The organism is Paenibacillus sp. MABNR03 (assembly GCF_050455445.1).
In the GTDB taxonomy this organism is placed as follows: Bacteria; Bacillota; Bacilli; order Paenibacillales; family Paenibacillaceae; genus Paenibacillus; species Paenibacillus xylanilyticus.
Genome location: NZ_JBCIYR010000001.1, coordinates 1 through 19,022, shown reverse-complemented (window position 1 = coordinate 19,022; position 19,022 = coordinate 1). Strand labels below are relative to the sequence as shown.

Below are 19,022 nucleotides of genomic sequence, written 5' to 3'. Positions count from 1 at the left end.
TAGTTTACCGGGTAAGAAAATGATTCTGTACGTGCAAAGATGAGAATTAGCCCTTGATGGAACCAACCAGCATTCCCTGTACGAAATGGCGCTGTACAAACGGATATATCACAAGTACAGGTAATGTAGCGACCACAATCAAGGAATATTTTAACAGCTCGGCAAGCTGCTGTCTCTCCACCATTTTCGCCGCATCCATCGCTCCTCCGCTGTTGTTCTGAATAATAATGCTGCGCAGGATCAGCTGCAATGGGAACAAGTCGGCCGATTTCAGATAAATAAGGGCATCGAAATAGGCATTCCATTGTCCAACCGCATACATGAGTACCAGCACGGCGATAATCGGCTTGGATAAAGGAAGGACAATGCTCCAGATAAACCGCATGTCACTGCATCCGTCCATCTCACTGGCTTCCAGCAATTCCTCGGGAATGGAGGATTTGAAGAATGAACGAGCAATGATGACCTGCCAGACCCAAATGGCATTAGGAATCAGCAGAGCCCACCGGGTGTCGATCAGGTGAAGCTGCTTCACCACCATATACGTGGGAATTAACCCCCCGCTGAATATCATCGTAAAGGTAATGATCATCATTAAGGCATTCCGGCCAAAAAAGCTTTTGCGTGATAACGGATAGGCGATCATGATGGTCAGGACCACACTGATGAGCGTACCAGCCACCGTATAAAAGATGGAGTTACCGTAGCCTGTTAGAATCTCAGGGGTATTGAATAATGCCTTGTAACCACTAAATGAGATATCTACCGGCCAGAGCCATACACGGCCCGAAGTGACGGCTGCCGGACTGCTTAACGAGCTGCTGATAATAAAAATCAAAGGATAGATGACCGCAAGCACAACGAGACTGAGCACAACATAGATGGTGATCAGGAACGCTCTGTCGGCGGCAGATTCCTTGATCCTTTTTTGTATAGTTGCTGCCACTTAAGACACTCCTTTCCTACCAGATACTGTTGTTGGTCACTCGTTTCGCCAACCCGTTCACGGTAACCAATAAAACGAGATTGATTAACGAGTTGAAAAGCCCGACCGCCGTCGCAAAGCTGTAGTTGGCATTCAGCAGGCCGATGCTATAAACATAGGTTGCAATGATTTCCGAGTTGGCGAGGTTGAGCGGATTCTGAAGCAGGTAGACCTTCTCAAAGCCGATGGCCATGACATTCCCTACATTGAGAATCAGAATGATAACGATGGTTGGCACAAGGCCTGGCAGGTCAACATGCCTGATCTTCTGAAAGCGGGAAGCTCCGTCCACTTTGGCCGCTTCATAGAGCGTCGGATCTATACCAGCGAGTGCTGCCAAATAAATGACCGCACTGTACCCCGCAGTCTGCCATATATCCGACCAGACATAGATCGATCTGAACATCCCTGGTTCGCCCAGAAAATTGACCGATTCAAGCCCAAAGAAGTTAAGGGCAATGTTCGCAAAGCCAAGCCGCGGTGCCAGAAACAGCATGATGATGGATACCATTACGACCGTCGAGATGAAATAGGGTGCGAAGGATACGAGCTGGACGAATTTTTTGAACTTTGTGCTCCGAACCTCATTAATCATAAGTGCCAATATAATTGGAATCGGGAATCCCGTTAGCAGCAAATATCCGCTCAATATGATCGTGTTCTTGACCAGTGTCCAGAATAATGGATTCTCAAAGAACAAACGGAAGTTTTGCAAACCGACCCAAGGACTTCCCCATATTCCCTTAATGACGTTATAATCCTTAAAAGCAAGGACCGCATTGATCATCGGGTAATACTTGAAAATGAGAAAAAACAGCAATGGCGGAATAACGAGCAGATGCAATTGCCAGTGCTTCTTCATTTTCTTGCCGGCATTGCTCCAGATGCTCGTTCCTTTTCTCTGTGGCAATGACCTGTGATTCACAACAACTTCTTTCTCCAGAACAACCCCCCCCTGACTACAGTCTGTGATGTGCAATGAATGATAGCGCTTTCTGCAAGTTGATCATAGCGGATTTGGCTGTCCACTTAACAGGTACACTTGAGCGATAAAGCGTACAGTTATCCCTTTTGGGAGGGAACAAACCAGCATCAGAACGGCCATTTCTCCATTTGAAACGCTATAAAACACAAAAAGACCGCATTGTTCCGGTAGGGACAACACGGTCGCAGGACCTGGATGATTTATTCGTAGTCCGATTGTCTGTACACGCTGGGAGAAATACCGTTCAATCGCTTAAAGGCGCGCCGGAAGGAATGCGAACTGTTGTAGCCGACTCTTGTCGCAATTTCATCGACCGTATAATTACTGTTCTTTAGCAGAATTATCGCCTGATCCATTCGGACCTTAATCAGATGATCGGAGAAATTAACGCCGGTATATTCCTTGAACAGTTGAGAAATGTATTTCTCGGGCCGCTCAACCTGTTCGGCAACACGATACAGCGTAAGCTCGGTATCCGAATACATCTCCGCGGTATATTCTTTGATTTGCTTAATGATCTGGCTATGGATATCCTTCTTCTTGTTTGCAATGAGTCCGCACAGTTCTTCCATGATTTCGTACAAATCAGACTTGACGGATTCCAGAGGCTCTGCAGATCCAATCTCGATGACCCGCCGTTTGACATTTTCAATGGCATCGTATTCCGTAAACGCTTTTTGATCAAGCAGCTTGATAAAGGTACCCTTCATTTCGCCGATAAGTTGATGCTTCATCTCCATGGACAGCTCCCGCTGCTCCATGTTCTGAATCATGATCGATTCGACAATTCGCTTGGCTTCTTCAAGCTCTCCGGCCCGGATCGTCGTTATCAGGCGCTGCTCCGAGTCGAGCGGATAATAATAGGTCGTATTTTCAATCTGGGTTTCACTATTCCACATCACGCCTCTTTGGTTCGTATAAATGGCGTATTCCAGCGCCTGATTGGCTTGGTCAAAGGAATGACTGACTTCCGTCACGGAAGTGAAGTAATTGCCAAATCCCGACTGGATGGTGATCCGGTATTCATTAAACATAACCTGTGCCAAATTCTCCATGGTCTGTGTAATATCTTCTACTGTTTGGTCACTGCCAGCCTCCTCCTCCGTGGAGAAAAACAACGTAGCCACTTTATCCGATCCCCAATCGGTCATCAGTATATCAACACCTACATCACTCAGAGCCTGCTTCAGCAGCAGCCGGGAAGCGTTCAGCTCATTCAGGACTTCAACGTTGTCCATGCTGCCATAACCGTTAATCTGAACGATGCCTGCATACCCCGTCCCCTGATGCAAACGGATATCCGCCTGTTCAGCAGCGGAATGAATTTCGTCCCGCGATTTGAATTCACCAGAGATCAGTCGTTTCAAAAACGCATCTCTCACGAGTGGAAGCTGCCGATTCAGCTCCGATTCCAGCAGCTTATTCTTGGTAATCATATCCGCGATATTCCCGCTAAGAAAATCAAACTCGTTCCTGGAAGCTCCCTCATCTCTCCCAAACTGCTCTTTCATCACACTAAGCAGCCGATTAATCGGTGCGCTGTGGCGATAGGCCAATATAAGTCCAACAACCAGGCCGATCAACAATGTACCACCTGTAATGAGCATACTCATCTTCTTGATCTTGTTTGCATTTTCCAAAAGGAGATCCCGGGGAATCCCTGCCTGGTAAACCCAGCCATTCGTATCGGATCGAGTTGTGATGACTAGATCATTCTCATAAAACTGACTGACCTTGCTCTGATCAAAACCCGGATCGGATGTCATCTTGGCCATCTCTGATACTCCGCTGCCCTTCAGCGCGATGGTGTTTCCCTGCGCATCACTGATATGAACCCATCCACCATATCGATCCGTCAGACTGGACAGCAGTCCAACAATCATTTTCTCGTCAATGACAACGACGGCGACCGCTGGTGAAGAATTATTGAAGCTGTCCAAAGGCAATGACTGCATATACGTAATGACCGAAGTTTGCTGACCTCTGCTGACATAGGAACTGAGCGGCTTGATCTCACTCCGGTGCGTTTGATCTAATACTTCCTTCATCCACTCCTCCAGTGACAGATCGGTATAATGAAAATCGGTGTAATAATGATTCGGCCTGTAGGAAGAGCCCGGGGTGAGGATCAAATTATAATTGGCCAGATAAATATAATAATTTTGCAGGAAATCATTTGTCTGTCCAAACGTCAGTACATTTTCCATGGCTCGCCATATGCCATATACATTCGTTTCGTTATCCCTTTCATTCATAAGAACGTTCAGTTCCTGATTAACGGCAAGCTGTCTCGTGAAACCTTCGACTTCAGCCATGCGGCGCTCTAATATTTCTTGGCCCTTCTCAAGCTGGGTAATCCCATTCTCAATGGAAATGGACTGTGTTACGGAAATCGAAGTGAGATAAGACATATAACCACCAATGCTGGGTATAACCAAAATGATCACATACGAAATGAGAAATTTCCGAAAAACACTGGAATTTTTAATGGGTAACCCCCTCCCTTACCGAGATATTGGCAGCGCTATCATACTCACAGATTATCTCATTTTTTAACTTAGTCAAATGTTTTCTTGGTCATGCAGCAGCTGTGTTCGTTTTTTTCACCACCAACATCCTCTCTCTTGATTATTCCGTATCATTATAAAGAAGGGGACCACTTGGGTCCCCTTCTCACTGAAGCTATTTCCACACTATTCCACCCATTGTTCCCCGCCATTTGCAGCAGGCTTCGAAACATGATCAGCAGAAGCTTCTTCAATATCTCCAAAAGCCCAATGCGAAGGTAAGACATCTTTCCACTTCGGCTGCGAAACACCTGTAAGCGGGCCTCTGCTGAGCGCTCGGTTAATGACGACAACGGCTTCTGCCCGTGTCAACTCCGCATTCGGCCGGAAAGTGCCGTCACGGTAACCCGTCAGGATTCCCAAGCTTTGTGCTCTCAGAATTGCATCCTTTGCCCAATGACTGCCGATATCGCTAAATCCGCTGCCGGGTGTGGCGGGACCCGGATTTAGGCTCGCCGCAAGACTTGCCATCTCTGCACGGCTTAATGATTGGTTTGGTTTAAATGTACCATCCTTGTAACCTTTCATAAGTCCCATCTTTGCTACCTTGGCAATGGCCTCTGCTCCCCAATGGGATGAATCCACATCTCTGAATGTTACATCCGATTGTACAGCACCTTTATCATATACCTGGGCTAAAATAGCTGCCATTTCTGCACGCGTGATCTTGTTATTCGGTTTGAACAAACCGTCCTTATATCCGTTAATGTAGGCCTCATGCCGCATCGTCTTATCATCCGTGTTCTCCGAAGGTTCCTCTCCCGTTCCTGTTTCAGGAGCTTCCGAAGGAGTTACCGGAGGCAGTGTGACGGGAGCTGATGGTGCCCCTGGATTGGAAGGTACGGACGGTCCTGGTGGATTTGTCGGATTCGTTGGCCCACCGTTCCCGGCAGCGATTGTAAATTTCAGTTGATCGGTGAGCATAAGCTCACCAGACTTCTTAACCGCTTTCAGCGTGTGTACACCACTTGTCATTCCCGAGATGCTGTATATCTCCTGCTGATTTTTACGACCTTGGCTGTATGTGTCTACCGTTTGGACCAGGTTTCCGTTGATATAGATGTCTACTTCCCCCTGCTGCGGCCCGGTAGGTGAAATCATGCTTATGCCGGTTCCTTTGAAGACATACTCAAATGAATCACCATCTACGGTCGAATAATGAATATCGTTGAGGTAGTCGCCGTCAAAGACAAAGCTAAGTTTCAGCGTGCCGAGCGGCTGCTGGGCAAGATACGACTTTTTCAATGTTACCCGATCACCTGCTGCCTCATAATCGGTCCCCACAACCAGTTCTTGTGATCCGTTCATGATTTTGCTGAAACTTTCCGGCTCCTGTAAAAGCTTCACTTCAATATCTGCCTGCGCAGATTCAGCTTTGTCAAAAATGGCGCTCACCGGCTGAATGATATTGGGGATTTCCACTTTTAGAAAGTCCAGCAGCATGAACCGTCCGGACTTTTTCACAGCTTTTAGTGTGTGCTGTCCATCCGGTAGTCCAGAAATACTGTACACCTTTTGCTGTGCCAATCGTCCTTCACGGTAAGCACTTACCGTTTCCTTGAATTCACCATCCACGTAGATATCCATATCTCCCTGTGAAGGGTCGACTTCCGTATAAAATTGGATGCCCGTTCCGCGGAATTCATACTCAAAATAATCGCCGTTCTGCTCGGCGTAATGCACGTCATCCTGATAGTCACCGAATGCTCTTCCCGTACTGCGTGACCAGTTGCCGCTGTACTTGATGGCGGGATCGTCGTTATTGATCATTGCGAACCGGATTCCTGAAGTATCGCTCACCTTGATTGTCAGCGTCTGCGGATCACCCGAGCTAAATACCACACTTAGCTCTGTTGTTCCCACTGGCAGCTGCGCGAGGTATTGCTTCTTGATCGTTAACGTGTTGTCAACGACCTCGTAGTCATTTTCATCGAGAAGAACCCCGTCTTGTTCCAAGCCTGTCAATACATTGCCGTTCAAGTTTAACGTGATTTTCAGATCCGCTTGTTGCTCCGTTACCTTGTCGAAGTCTGCTGTAGTTGGACTAATCGTACTGTTCTGCCCTCCAGCCTCTTTCTCCTTCGATACCTTGAGCGCATCCAAAAGCATGTACTGGCCCGAATCCTTAACTACCTTCAATGTATGTGTGCCACTGGGCAGATCCGTTTTGCTGTACAGCACCTGCTGAACTTCCCTTTCTCCATCGGTATAAGCACTTACTTGTTCTGCCGCTCCATTATCAAGAATGATGCTCATATCTCCCTGCTCTCCATGTTTCTCTGTCAGCAGCTCAATGCCTGTACCTGTAAACGTGTACTCCAAATAATCCCCGTCTTGTTCCGTATAATGCACATCGTCATTGTAGTCCCCAAAACCTCTGCCGGAATTCGAGTTCCATGAACCCGTGTATTGGATCTCACTATCGTCATCGTTAACGTAGACCACATCGGTAACCGTGGCATTGTTCCCGGAGACGGAAGACGCAGCTGGTTCATCTGCAGCATTCGAATCGCTCGCCGTACCCGGATTCGTGGGTTCCGTGCCCGTAGAATCCTGAATGACTATACTCAAATCCTGTGCACCTTCTAATTGTTCCTTGCCTCCATTGCGCTTCCAATCCCCGTTATAGCGCATGCCCGTATCATCGTCATTCACAGTTGATGTTCCACTCAGTGCTGTTACTTTCAGCATCCGTGAAGCATGAGGCTCCAATAAACCGCTGCTGAATTCCTCGTTAAATGTACCCAGTTCAGAGTGGCTCCACAGATCACGGACCGATGCGGGGCCTTCCAGGCCAATATCACTCCAGTTGACATTGACCTCAGCACTTCGGTTGCCCAGATTAAACAAGGCTACACTGTAGGTCCCATCTCCATTATTGGCATACCATACCTGCTGCTTCGTATCGATCGAGACCGGATGAGCCGGACGCCCAGCCTGATTAACGGCAATCACTTCATCGTTCGTTAGCATTTCCAGTCCATAGCTGTCCAGTCTGGTCATGTCATTTCCTGTATATAAGGGTGCAGAAGAGATCGCCCAGAACGTCATCGCGGTCTTCCGCTCATCCTTAGTGAGCCCATCCATAGAGCCATTGCCAACGTTTAGCGAATCAAAATCGTTCCACCCGCCGGGGCCTGCATCCCGCCACCAAAGCGCTGCGATCGGAAACAGACGTGCAATATTAGCCCACTGCGTCAAACCCACATTACTGTCGTATGCTTCGACATCCCAGTCGATACGCCAGCCGTTGGCGTGTTTTTTCCAGAAATCCACGTAGTTGTGGTCCAGTGCCCATGAAAGCTCGAACCAGATATTATGTCTTGCCAAAGCCTTGGACCAGGCCTCCACATCTCCTCGTGCATCCCGGCTCAAATTGTTGATTCCCGAACCTGGGGTCACACTGTCGAATTTGACAAAGTTAATACCCCACTTGCCCAGAAGATCGGCGATGGAATCGATGTATTTCTGAGCACACGGATTCGAGAAATCAATCTTGTAGGTATAGGCATTCCAGGCATCCATCACCGTGAGCGGCTGGTATGCGATGTCCTGCATCCGGCATGCTCCACCCGTCCCGTAGATCTCCAAATTTTTATTGTACGCATCAATGGATAGTCCAGGGATCAGATAGATCCCGATCTTCTGACCATTGTTATGAACATAGTCAATAACCTCCTGAAATCCGTTCGGATACAGCGCAGCGTTAGGGATCGGTCTTCCGTATTCGTCATTGTCTCCATTCCATCCCGCATCAATGTTGATATATTCATAGCCATGGGCTTGCAGCTTCTCGCGCATGGCATCCGACTGCTTCTTAATGCTCTCTGCGGATATCCATTTCACTGAAGGGTCATACACCTGCATACTGTAACTGCTCCAGCCCATATACGGTTTCTCGGCCAATGCTGCATCCGCCGCTTCGGCTACATGATCTTTTGTTCCTGTAAAACCAAACTGTACTGCTGCCATGATGAACACCAGAAGAACCATTGCCATCCTTTTCCCTATTCGTTTCAAATCATCCCTACCCCCTCTGAAATGTGAATTCAAGTCATTCATGATAGCGCTTTCCTTACGAGAAGAGAATAGTGGATGTACTACTTCCGGGATAGGTACAATTCGGCATTTTGCGTACATTTCACCTTGATTACGGGGCAAATCAGCCATAGAACAGACATTTTTCCTTTTACCTCAGGTATAGACCAAAATGAATTATCTTTTGTTACGCCTCAATCAAGTGGCAAATCCTCAATAGAGTTGGGAGTTCCGTTCCTCAAAAAAGACATAAAAAAAGGTCTCTCGCAGGCGTTAGCCTAACGAGAAACCTTTTCCTCTTATGATGCGGTCGAGAGGACTCGAACCTCCACGGGGGGTTAGCCCACACGGACCTGAACCGTGCGCGTCTGCCAATTCCGCCACGACCGCATATGGTATATCTCCGGGATAATCTATCGCGGCGACAAGAAATAATATATCATGTGGAATTCATAGTGTCAACACTTAAAATAAATGGATATATCACAAAGGCATATAGAGAGCGCTGAAGTCAGAATGACCTCACTTTACATGTCGGAAACGAATCGTCTCTTCTCTTTTTACTCCAATCAAAATATTTGTCCAAATTCTCCCCTGTTGAAACACAAATTACTTTTTTGTCATCATAAATAATCATTCGGAACTACTCTATTCTGCAAAAAGTCTTGAATTCCGTTAACATTGAAGGAGGAAGAAACGTTTGACAATTACGCATTTATGCAATATAGTTTCAAAAGGTTACAAAAACTTAATTATTCAATTGCCGAGTTTCATGTTTGAAAACGGGGGAACCATTTTGGGTGAATTATTCTTATACATAGGAAATATAGGGAACCTTCTACCGAACCCTTAGCTAACTCCGTAGGCATCGAAGGGAGAACATTGATTTTGAAAAAGCTTATCATTTCTATTTTTGGAGCAGCCGTTCTATTTACATCCGGTGCAGCAAGCACTGAGGCAAACAGTATCAACACCGTCGTTAACAGCATGACTGGCATACCTTACAAGTGGGGCGGCACGACGCTGGCCGGTTTTGATTGCTCTGGGTTTATGAGATATATTTTTGAAAAATATAGTATTGAATTACCACGTACATCACAACAGCAAGCCAAAGCAGGTACTCCGGTATCCAAAGCGAATCTGCGGACAGGTGATCTGGTGTTTTTCAACACTTCAGGCAAAGGCATTTCACACACAGGCGTATACATTGGTGGCGGACAGTTCGCTCATGCCTCCAGCAGCAAAGGTGTCAGCATTACCAAATTAGCAAATCCGTATTTTAACACACGTTACGTTACCGCACGCCGGGTAACTGGACAATTTATGTATAACAAGATGCTCGGAAAAATATAAGTTGGACAAAAAACAGGCTCCGGATCAATCCAGGGCCTGTTTTTCTGTCTTGCTATGCTTACTCATTCTCAAGGAGAACCTAGTGCAATGCTTTTTGTACACGCATTGCGCCTTGTGACAGCGCGTGACCGCCACCAACGGCTCCTGCTACCGCTACCGTCTCCATAATTTCCTGGTCGGTTGCACCCTTTGCACGGGCCTCTTCCACATGGTAAAACGTACATACCTCGTTATTGGCAAACAATCCGATTCCGAGAGCAATCAGCTGCTTGGTTTTAGCATCAATGGCACCTGACTGAAAGCATTCCCCGGTAAACTCATGGTACGATTTCACCACCCCAGGCAACGCGTTGCTTAATTCTCCAATCTGATCCTTATAAGCATGAACCTTATCATTCATCAATGTCATGGCTATTGCACATCCTCTCAGCTGATATGTTACCTTCTCGCTGTACCTATCTTCTCTCCCGAGTGGTGCAATTATGCCAAAACATCCATGGTAATTCCATGCATCGGACCGGGTCTCTTTTATTCACTGAGCGGGCTTTGACGCGGTTCGCTAAAGAGCTGATAACGATAGTTACGATCCAACTTGACCACGCGTCTGTTCTGGCGGCGGATGAGCACCTGTTCCCCATCCCAGGCAACGACAATCCCGGTTACATCGTTGGATTCCAGCCCGTCCCGTATCACTCTTACTTTTTCACCCGATAAGCGCAGTGCATCCAATTCTGCATCACTAATCATGTCTATGGCTCCTATGTTCCAAATTTATTTACAAAAAGAGACCTAAATGAAAAGTCATTTAGGTCTCACGTGACTGTATTGGACTGTCATGTCATTCGAAAAATGTCCCGACTGAAAGTTACCGCTGCGCGTGCTCTTTGCTGTCGTTCTTCTCGAACCAAAAATCAAGCACTTTGGCGGACATCACACGTTCTTCAAGGTACTCCACTTGATGCGGTGTAAATTGTTCTTTCCAAGAGAAGGACAACTCTTCGCACAAGCCTACAATTGTCAGCAACTCTGACCAGGCAACATAGCGTTTGTACCAGAAAAATTGAGGATGTTCAATCATATAGGGATAAAGGTCATCGAATTCCGTATGTTTACAATCCAGGGCACGTTCAAAATGAACTTTCGACTCCGCCAGCTTTTCAATAAAGAATTGTTCTGATGCCGGTTGGTTCCCCATGGTGTTGCCTCCTCTCCCTAACATAACCCCATTATAAATGAAATCCGCGGTCATGCAAAGGCATTGTTCAAAAAATAGGCCCTTTTCCTTGAAACTGTCACATTTCGTTATCGTCGAATTGCACGGTCCCATCGTTCAGTGAACGAATGCGCACCAAGGCTTCAACCGGTATGCCCTGTTCGCGGATGGTGCGTGCTCCTGCCTGAAAACATTTCTCGACAACCACGCCGAATCCGACGAGCTCCGCGCCCGAACGCTCGATAATTTTAATGACACCGCGGGCAGCATCTCCGTTGGCGATGATATCGTCTATAAACAAAATACGGTCATTCTCATGAATGTATTCGCGGGATACCATAATATCAGTTACAATCCCTTTGGTAAAGGAAGGTACGCGTTCACAGTAGGCATCAGGATCAGCCAGAAGCGTCTTTTTGCGACGGGCAAATACAAGCGGCACCCCAAGTTCATGAGCGGCGGCAAATGCAACCGGAATCCCTGAAGACTCTACCGTAATGACCCGGGTCACTCCACTTTCACGAAAACGAGCAGCAAACTCGCGCCCCATCTCCATCGTCAAAGCAGGATCAATCTGATGATTCAATAATCCGTCCAGCTTCAGCACCTGATCCGAGATGACTACGCCTTCTTGTAAAATTCGTTGTTTCAATACTTCCATGATTTGACCTCCCAAGCCTATCCTATGAGGTAAAAGTATCATAGATAAGGCTGTCAGTTCAAGCGAAATCGCCTTTCCCCCAACTTTAGCCCGGATAAGGAACGTAAAGCTTCTCCCGATTGTCATGAGTTTCCAGAGTCAAGCATACCTTGTACCATGGTACCCGCATGTCCAAACTATTCAGGGGCCTGAGAGGGGAAACGCATGAAACAGGCATTCCGGGTGCTGCAGATCGCATTTACATACATCGGAACGGTTGTAGGAGCCGGCTTCGCGACAGGGCAGGAAATATTGCAGTTTTTTACCCAGTATGGCAAATGGGCCACCGTCACCATCGGCTTATCCACCATGCTCTTTGTCTGGCTGGGCACCAAAATGATGCTGATCGCCCATGATACGGGCTCCCGCTCTTATGAAGATCTTAATAAGCATTTGTTCGGGCACAAGGCAGGCAAATGGATTACCTGGTTAACACTTTTGATTCTCATTGGTGTAAACAGTGTAATGCTTGCCGGAGCAGGCTCGGTCTTCGTGGAGCATCTTGGACTGCATTACCAGACTGGTTTGATCCTCACGATTGTGGGAACATACCTGCTTCTTGGACGAGGTATCAAAGCCATACTGCAAATGAATAGCATTGTGGTTCCGATGATGCTCCTGTTGTCCTTGCTTATGATTACAAGCACCATACACCATCCTGGTGCTTTACGGTTTATTACGCTGACTACAGATGCCCATCCTGTACAGGTGTGGCTTTCTCCACTATTGTATTCATCCTTCAATCTGGTACTGGCCCAAGCCGTCTTGGTGCCGGTAGGCAATCAGATCCGCAATCGTAACGTGCTGAAGTGGGGCGGTGTATTCGGCGGAATAGGCGTAGGCTTCATGCTTCTTGCCGCCCACTTCGCCATGTCAGCCCAGGTGCCCGGTATCATGCAATTTGAGATTCCAATGGGGAGCATTGCCTTCCAACTTGGATGGGCTGTGCAATCCGTGTATGTAACTCTGATATTCATGGAAATATTCACTACATTCGTCGCAGATATCTATGGCATGACCCTTCAGCTTGGTCAGCACTTGCAAGTCCACCCCAGATTAATAACATTAACCATTATGCTGCTGTGCTACTCACTCAGCCAGTTTGGTTTCAGCTCCCTTTTATCCATTCTGTACCCGATTTTCGGGAGTCTTGCTCTATTCTGGGCCGGAAGGTTGGTAACCGACCGCTGGGGCAGTTTTCGCGCGAGGCATAAAAATTTGTAACTTGCAATCTATAACTGAAATCCGTTGATCGATAATACGCAGATTATCAAGACCAAAAGCCGCTGTTTTTCACAGCGGCTTCATCCCTTTATTTTTGATGAATCTATTCCTTGTTCGCATATTGCAGGTACATTTTTTTCAGTTCGTTAACCGATCTGCCTAAAGAGTAATGCGTCTTGGCTTTCTCACATGCCGAGCGTGCAAGTTCGTAGCGATACGAGGGATCCAGCATGACTTTCTCCAGCGCCTCAGCAAGTGCTGACGGATCCTCTGGAGGCACCAGCAGCCCGTTGCTGCCGTTCTCGATCTGTTCGGGTATTCCGCCCACATCGGTGCCTATAAGGGCAAGGCAGCTCAGTGCTGCTTCGGCAAATACGGATCCGAATGCCTCCGCACGGGAAGGAAGTACGAATATATCAAAGAATGGCATGAATTCCTCAGGATGCAGCGTGTATCCGTAAAAAATGGTTTCGTTATATATGCCCAGCCGCTGTGCCAACTCTTCCAAATCAGGTCGAATCGGACCATCCCCGATAATATGCAAAACATAGTCATGTCCCCGCCCTTTGAGTTCCGCGCACGCTTTGAACAAAATATCAAGTCCTTTGGCAGGAACAAGTCGGCACACTGTTACCAGTTGTGGAATGGCATTGTCATGAGGAATGGGTTTGAAGCGTTTTTCATCGAAACCGTTCGGAATAATGCCAATCACGTCGGGCTGCTTCACATAGGGTGTCAAATACCGCCTAAATGAATCCGAGACGGTTAACAGTCGCTCTGCCTGATGCTCAAGTTCGCCGTATATGGCGAGCAGAAACTGATGTTCCAGACCGTCCGGCTCAATTCGACCATTCAGGATCAGCTCCCGCTCATAACTTGAGTGAATGGTCTGAATAAGCGGTGTATCTGGAAATACATTCTTCATGGCCAGACCTGCAATGGGGTGGTGAGCATGAATCAAGTCGTAGGGTTTCTGAATGCGCAGTTTAGTCCACCATAAATAATCACGGTACGTCTGCATATATTTTTGAACGACCGGACTCTCCTGATATAGGGTCCAATCGAACGTTTCGAACTGCACGTCCTCTCTGCCCTTGTTGCGGATTCGCTTCGGCAGCGAGAACAGGTCCATCTCCCACCTCGGAGTTGTAAACCTCTCCTGCATATACGGTATCATAGAGGATACACCTCCGGGCTGCTCCGGAGGAAAGAAAAGCGCCTGCAGCAATTTCACCGTTAGTTTCCCCCTTTCTAGCTTCAGTCTTTTCAGTACATCTTCAATCATGATATATTAGAACGTATGTTTCAGTAAAGAAATAACTGTGTATTCCCCACCATTTTAACAACAACGTTGCAGCTTACAGCACCTGCCGTTTTTCGGAAAAGGCTATGCAGGTAAGCTAATGAAAAGGAGAACATTAATACATGGGCAAGCCTTCACTCCCTGAGTCGTATATACATCATATTCGGGAAATGCTCGGCTCAGAAGCAGAAGCATTTATCAACAGCTACCAACATCCTCGTGTGCAGGGGCTGCGATTCAACTCAATTAAAACCACAAATGAATTGAAAAAACAGGTTATTGAGCATTTTGACCTGACCAAGGTACCCTGGTGCGAAACGGGTTATTATTACCCTCCCAATGAACGTCCTGGCAAACATGTATATCATGCTGCAGGACTATACTATATTCAGGAACCTTCTGCCATGTCGGCAGTGGAAATGCTGAATCCACAGCCGGGTGAGATCATTCTGGATCTCGCGGCAGCTCCAGGCGGCAAAACCACTCACATCGCCTCACTCATGGAGGATCGGGGTCTGCTGGTTTCTAACGAAATCCATCCGGCCCGCGCCAAGATTCTGGCAGAAAACGTGGAACGGATGGGCCTTTCTTCCGTCGTTGTTACCAGCGCAGCCCCTGGGGAATTGTCAGCTCGTTTTCCGGGTGCCTTTGACCGGATCATGCTGGATGCCCCTTGCTCTGGTGAAGGCATGTTCCGCAAAGATCCGGATGCAGTGACCGAATGGAGCGACAATCTGGTAACCCTTTGTGTAAACAGACAATGGGACATTTTGCAGGATGCCTATATCATGCTTAAACCGGGCGGAACCTTGGCTTATTCCACCTGTACCTTCAATCGCGAAGAAAATGAAGGCATGATGGAACGTTTGGTTGCCGCCTATCCTGATCTGTCCCTGGTGCGGACCGAACGAATCTGGCCCCATCTGGCTCAGGGTGAGGGACATTTTGTGGCTGTAGTGAGCAAAGCAGGAACGCAGGCGTCTGCATCCGTGGAACAGGACGATCAACCGCCCAAACGCAAAGACAAAAAAGGCAAGGGCCCGCGTCAAAGCTCCTCGTCCAAAGAAGTGAATTCCGCCTGGAATGCGTATCGTGCCTGGAGCTCCGAACATAAAGTGGCTGTTGCCAATGGGACAGGCAGACCCCTGCTCTTTGGCGAAGCATTATATGTACTGCCAGAGCATGCTGCACAGCTGCTTACAGATGATCGATTAAACGGATTAAAATTGCCGCGCCCGGGACTTCATGTCGGTGACTGGAAGAAAGGGCGGTTTGAGCCTGCTCATGCTTTGGCACTGGCTCTTGGACAACATGAGGCCAGTAACATGCAGCACATCTCTCTCGACGTGGAGAGCAGCCAAGCAGCCGCTTACCTTCGTGGTGAGAGCCTTCCCGCCGACAGCGAACTCAATGGTTGGACACTCGTGACTGTTCATGGACTTCCGCTCGGTTGGGGAAAAGCCAGTGCAGGACAATTAAAGAATCGTTTGCCCAAGGGCCTGAGACGCATGCAGTAGGAAAATCATCACGACTCAAAGCCGGTGAGCATGGTTGCTCCCGGCTTTATTTTAGGTTCATATGATCAAGTTAACGAATCGTTGAGCAATCTGTATTTTAAAATAGCTTAGAATGGTATTGGCCTCTCATACGTACTATAACCATCCGTTTTCCCCACAAAGGTGTACCCGTTCCGAGGATAAAACTCATTCAACCGCTCATTGTCCCCAACACAATCCAATCTTACGACATGTTTGTTCTCGAAGCGGATCCCACTGCTGGACCAGGCCAAAATGTCCCTACCCAAGCCAGTACGGGCATATTTTCTGCGAATCGCCAGACGATGTACATAAACAGCACCATCCTCTTCATTAGCTTGAGTCCCCCATAGCTGCCTATCCCAGGCACTTGGCTGCTGCAGCAAAATAACCATACCTGCCACTTTGGAGTCTTTCTTAAAAACAAACACGTCTCCACGCCGGATTGCTCCTGCTGTATCGTGAGAATCCTCACCTTTCAAAAGGGCACTCCACTGGGAAGATCCCTGACTTCTCAGCCATTCGGCTGTCTCCACTAGCAGGGACAACACCTCCTCTGTGTCTTCCGGCTGAGCCTGCATTGCTCTGAAATCATCGTTAATATACTCAGAAATGATTTTAAATGAATGATTCATGGTACTCCTCCACTTTCAGGTCTCTTTAGAACTAATGGAACTATACCCGGAAATCCATTTTACGTCAAAAAGAAAACAAAAAAAAAGGTAAAAGGCCAAGGCCTTTTACCCGTCAATCTTCGCTTCATCAATAATTTGGTTACGGTACAGCATGGTAAGGTGCAGTGTGTTGAATTCAAGTTCCTTATCCAGTTCCTGAAGCAGTACCTCAACCAATTCCCGCCGCTGTGCACTGGTCCCGAGTACCTGGTAATCCATATAGCCTGTCAGATCAGCATGAGAGGTATCAATGGTTGCTGTCCCCACAGGCAATCCGCCGCGCTCCTGCAGAAATAGCTCATAGACCCTGAATTCCCGGTCTTTGCGCACCAACATGACGTAACAGGAATCCTCTGCTTCATCCATCTCATCGTCAGAATTGTCCCATTCCTCGTATTCGACATATTCCTCTTCATCCGATTCATTGGCAAAGTCACGGTGTACCCACTCCATGGACTCCAGCTCATTGCCCTGGTGCCACATGCGAAGAGTAATCGTATCGATCACTTCTTCGTCGAGTTCTCTTACAAGCAGCTCTGCTGCAGCATCCAGCTGATTCTCCAGAGGTACGTCATACCAGTGTATCTCGCCTTGAATGTCGGCCCCATATTGTTTCAATGAAGCTTCGGCCAGCTCATTGCCACCAGCATCATTAAACACATAGGTCGATATGCTTCGTCCGGCAGTTACAAGCTCCATTTCCAGCACATGTTCCCGATCTTCATATGTAAAAGCTTCATTTGCTGCATCAGGAATTAATCGTGAGTTATCCGAATCCATGTCATCCAGGTATTTATCAGCCTCATAGTCCATATCATCTGACTGCCGCTCCGGATCAAATTCCAGGTTTTGCAGGACGGAATGCAATGTGCCGCAGCTAACCAGCACTTCGTAATAGATAGCCTCGACTGCATCCGTAAGTGATCGGATATAGGAATGAACTTGTTCAATGATGTGCTTTTCTGCATCCTCTGAAACCAATTCTCGTTCCATCTGAAGACTGCCAGACAAACGGTCTCCTTCTCTGTACACCAGCAGAAGCGAGCCAGCATATTGATCATTCACCATCACATCCAGCACTTCACCACCTGATGTACGCAGATCCGGGATCAGTTCCACTTTCTGATTCATGTGCCTGTCCTCCTCCATTTCTAATGGTATTCTCATAGGTTGCCCACGAGGCCAGTAGAATATGAAGCAGGATGCTTTGAAAATGAAACATGTGGCTGTAATTAGACAGCTAGAACATGTTTTTGGATGGCATGAGCAACTCCCTGCTCATTGTTGGAAAGAGTCACTTCATCCGAAGCGGCCTTGACCTCTTCCGGTGAGTTGTCCATCGCAATCCCTATGCCTGCATAAGTCAGCATCGTAATATCATTGTAGTAATTGCCAATCGCCAGAATCTCGGAAGGAACCATACCTTTGGATTCGGCCAGTCTCTTCAGCGCCGCTCCCTTGGAGGCTTCCGGGTGCATCAGATCAATGAAAAAGTCACCACTGCGAGTCATATAGTAAGGCAGATTCCATGTTCCCCATTCCTGCTGAACCTCGTCCATCTGCTCTAACGGTCCAAACGCGGTGAATTTGGCAAGCGGTTCTGTCAGATCCGCCCACTGCGGCAGCTTTAAGGGCTCCATCATGAAATTGGTGTACATCTCCCGAACCTGCAACTCCAAGCCTTCCGGCTGATCTACATATAATCCAAATGCCGTGTTGATATCAAAATGTACACCATTTGTGCGGCAATACGTTATAAACGGTTCCAAGCCTTGACCATCCATCGCAAACCTGTGCACCACTTCACGGCTTTCCACCTCGGCAGTCACTGCTCCGTTATGGGTAATAACATAACCGTTGAGACCCATTCGCTCCATAAAAGGAATGGTGTTGGCCGGGCCTCTTCCTGAACACAAAACAATCTCGGCCCCCTGACGGGAAGCACGAATCAGAATTTCTTGGGTCCATTCGGTAAGTTCATGATGATCATTAAGCAGTGTTCCGTCTACGTCAAGCGCAATTAGTTTGATTGTCATTGGGTCTTCACTCCTCATCTGATTAGGGGGAATCGCACCCTCCCAAACCCTCCCTTCCGAGGGAGGGCCCCAGAGGGCTCTGCCCTCTGGACTCCCGTCTGTTGACCGGCGAGGGGTCGGGTCTTGCTATGTGACGCTGGGTGTGGGAGCGCTTGTCTGCCCGGATCACCGCTTCATGCGGCAATCCAGGCCAAGCTTAAGGGGACCATTGCGGACAGGGCTTGGCTCCCTGCCCGAGCTCCCTGCTCCGCTTCGCGTAGGACGGGAGCTGACGCCTCCGGCGTGTTGGGCAGCACTTCGCACCCTGCCCGGCTCCCTGCTCCGCTTCGCGAAGGACGGGAGCTGACGCCTCCGGCGTGTTGGGCAGCACTTCGCACCCTGCCCGGCTCCCTGCTCCGCTTCGCGAAGG

16 protein-coding genes, 1 tRNA gene and 1 riboswitch are annotated in these 19,022 nt (G+C 48.0%); of the genes, 3 read left to right on the top strand and 14 right to left on the bottom strand.

The genetic code is table 11. From position 1 onward, the window contains the following. Positions 1-46 precede the first annotated feature (46 nt). The 5 genes from AAIH57_RS00085 to AAIH57_RS00065 all read right to left on the bottom strand — a co-directional run bounded on the left by AAIH57_RS00085 (position 47) and on the right by AAIH57_RS00065 (position 8,965). A complete protein-coding gene (locus AAIH57_RS00085) occupies positions 47-946 on the bottom strand; it encodes a carbohydrate ABC transporter permease (protein WP_175399777.1) in 900 nt (299 codons plus the stop codon). Between the two features lie 16 nt (positions 947-962). Beyond that, positions 963-1,847 carry an ABC transporter permease gene (locus tag AAIH57_RS00080; protein ID WP_430021293.1) on the bottom strand — a complete coding sequence of 295 codons (885 nt, stop codon included), beginning with the start codon at positions 1,845-1,847 and terminating at the stop codon, positions 963-965. 323 nt (positions 1,848-2,170) lie between these two features. Then, positions 2,171-4,381 carry a helix-turn-helix domain-containing protein gene (locus tag AAIH57_RS00075; protein WP_430020200.1) on the bottom strand — a complete coding sequence of 737 codons (2,211 nt, stop codon included), beginning with the start codon at positions 4,379-4,381 and terminating at the stop codon, positions 2,171-2,173. A gap of 282 nt (positions 4,382-4,663) precedes the next feature. Then, entirely contained in the window at positions 4,664-8,557 is a 3,894-nt protein-coding gene (locus AAIH57_RS00070; RefSeq protein ID WP_430020199.1) for a X2-like carbohydrate binding domain-containing protein, read from the bottom strand. Between the two features lie 323 nt (positions 8,558-8,880). After that, positions 8,881-8,965, bottom strand: a tRNA-Leu gene (locus AAIH57_RS00065). A 361-nt stretch (positions 8,966-9,326) separates the two neighbouring features. Next, positions 9,327-9,458, top strand: a riboswitch (cyclic di-AMP (ydaO/yuaA leader). Positions 9,459-9,463: 5 nt separating this feature from the next. Between AAIH57_RS00065 and AAIH57_RS00060 the strand changes: the two genes are divergently transcribed. Beyond that, positions 9,464-9,928, top strand: a complete 465-nt coding sequence (locus AAIH57_RS00060; protein WP_430020198.1) for a C40 family peptidase — start codon at positions 9,464-9,466, stop codon at positions 9,926-9,928. 79 nt (positions 9,929-10,007) lie between these two features. Here AAIH57_RS00060 and AAIH57_RS00055 read toward each other — a convergent pair whose 3' ends face one another. The 4 genes from AAIH57_RS00055 to AAIH57_RS00040 all read right to left on the bottom strand — a co-directional run bounded on the left by AAIH57_RS00055 (position 10,008) and on the right by AAIH57_RS00040 (position 11,802). Beyond that, positions 10,008-10,337: a carboxymuconolactone decarboxylase family protein gene (locus AAIH57_RS00055; RefSeq protein ID WP_175399773.1), complete on the bottom strand. Its 330-nt coding sequence runs from the start codon at positions 10,335-10,337 to the stop codon at positions 10,008-10,010. A gap of 119 nt (positions 10,338-10,456) precedes the next feature. Further along, positions 10,457-10,675: a hypothetical protein gene (locus tag AAIH57_RS00050; RefSeq protein WP_175399772.1), complete on the bottom strand. Its 219-nt coding sequence runs from the start codon at positions 10,673-10,675 to the stop codon at positions 10,457-10,459. Positions 10,676-10,793: 118 nt separating this feature from the next. Beyond that, positions 10,794-11,123 carry a hypothetical protein gene (locus tag AAIH57_RS00045; protein ID WP_175399771.1) on the bottom strand — a complete coding sequence of 110 codons (330 nt, stop codon included), beginning with the start codon at positions 11,121-11,123 and terminating at the stop codon, positions 10,794-10,796. Positions 11,124-11,220: 97 nt separating this feature from the next. Continuing rightward, positions 11,221-11,802 (bottom strand): xanthine phosphoribosyltransferase, encoded by a 582-nt coding sequence (locus AAIH57_RS00040; protein ID WP_175399770.1) that lies wholly within the window; start codon positions 11,800-11,802, stop codon positions 11,221-11,223. 204 nt (positions 11,803-12,006) lie between these two features. On the opposite strand from AAIH57_RS00040, the gene AAIH57_RS00035 reads away from it, so the two are divergent. Then, positions 12,007-13,065 carry a YkvI family membrane protein gene (locus tag AAIH57_RS00035; RefSeq protein WP_430020197.1) on the top strand — a complete coding sequence of 353 codons (1,059 nt, stop codon included), beginning with the start codon at positions 12,007-12,009 and terminating at the stop codon, positions 13,063-13,065. Positions 13,066-13,168: 103 nt separating this feature from the next. Here the strand turns inward: AAIH57_RS00035 and AAIH57_RS00030 are convergent, their stop codons facing one another. Beyond that, positions 13,169-14,299 carry a glycosyltransferase family 4 protein gene (locus AAIH57_RS00030; RefSeq protein ID WP_430020196.1) on the bottom strand — a complete coding sequence of 377 codons (1,131 nt, stop codon included), beginning with the start codon at positions 14,297-14,299 and terminating at the stop codon, positions 13,169-13,171. A 191-nt stretch (positions 14,300-14,490) separates the two neighbouring features. Between AAIH57_RS00030 and AAIH57_RS00025 the strand changes: the two genes are divergently transcribed. Beyond that, positions 14,491-15,885 (top strand): RsmF rRNA methyltransferase first C-terminal domain-containing protein, encoded by a 1,395-nt coding sequence (locus AAIH57_RS00025; protein WP_430020195.1) that lies wholly within the window; start codon positions 14,491-14,493, stop codon positions 15,883-15,885. A gap of 107 nt (positions 15,886-15,992) precedes the next feature. Here the strand turns inward: AAIH57_RS00025 and AAIH57_RS00020 are convergent, their stop codons facing one another. The 4 genes from AAIH57_RS00020 to AAIH57_RS00005 form a co-directional block, all read right to left on the bottom strand. After that, positions 15,993-16,538 (bottom strand): GNAT family N-acetyltransferase, encoded by a 546-nt coding sequence (locus tag AAIH57_RS00020; protein ID WP_430020194.1) that lies wholly within the window; start codon positions 16,536-16,538, stop codon positions 15,993-15,995. A gap of 105 nt (positions 16,539-16,643) precedes the next feature. Next, positions 16,644-17,708 (bottom strand): hypothetical protein, encoded by a 1,065-nt coding sequence (locus tag AAIH57_RS00015; protein WP_430020193.1) that lies wholly within the window; start codon positions 17,706-17,708, stop codon positions 16,644-16,646. A gap of 101 nt (positions 17,709-17,809) precedes the next feature. Further along, the gene (locus AAIH57_RS00010) at positions 17,810-18,613 is read right to left on the bottom strand and encodes a Cof-type HAD-IIB family hydrolase (RefSeq protein ID WP_175399764.1); all 804 of its coding nucleotides are present in this window, start codon (positions 18,611-18,613) and stop codon (positions 17,810-17,812) included. A 173-nt stretch (positions 18,614-18,786) separates the two neighbouring features. Next, the coding region (locus tag AAIH57_RS00005) for a hypothetical protein (protein ID WP_430020192.1) at positions 18,787-19,022 on the bottom strand (236 nt) is incomplete at its 5' end.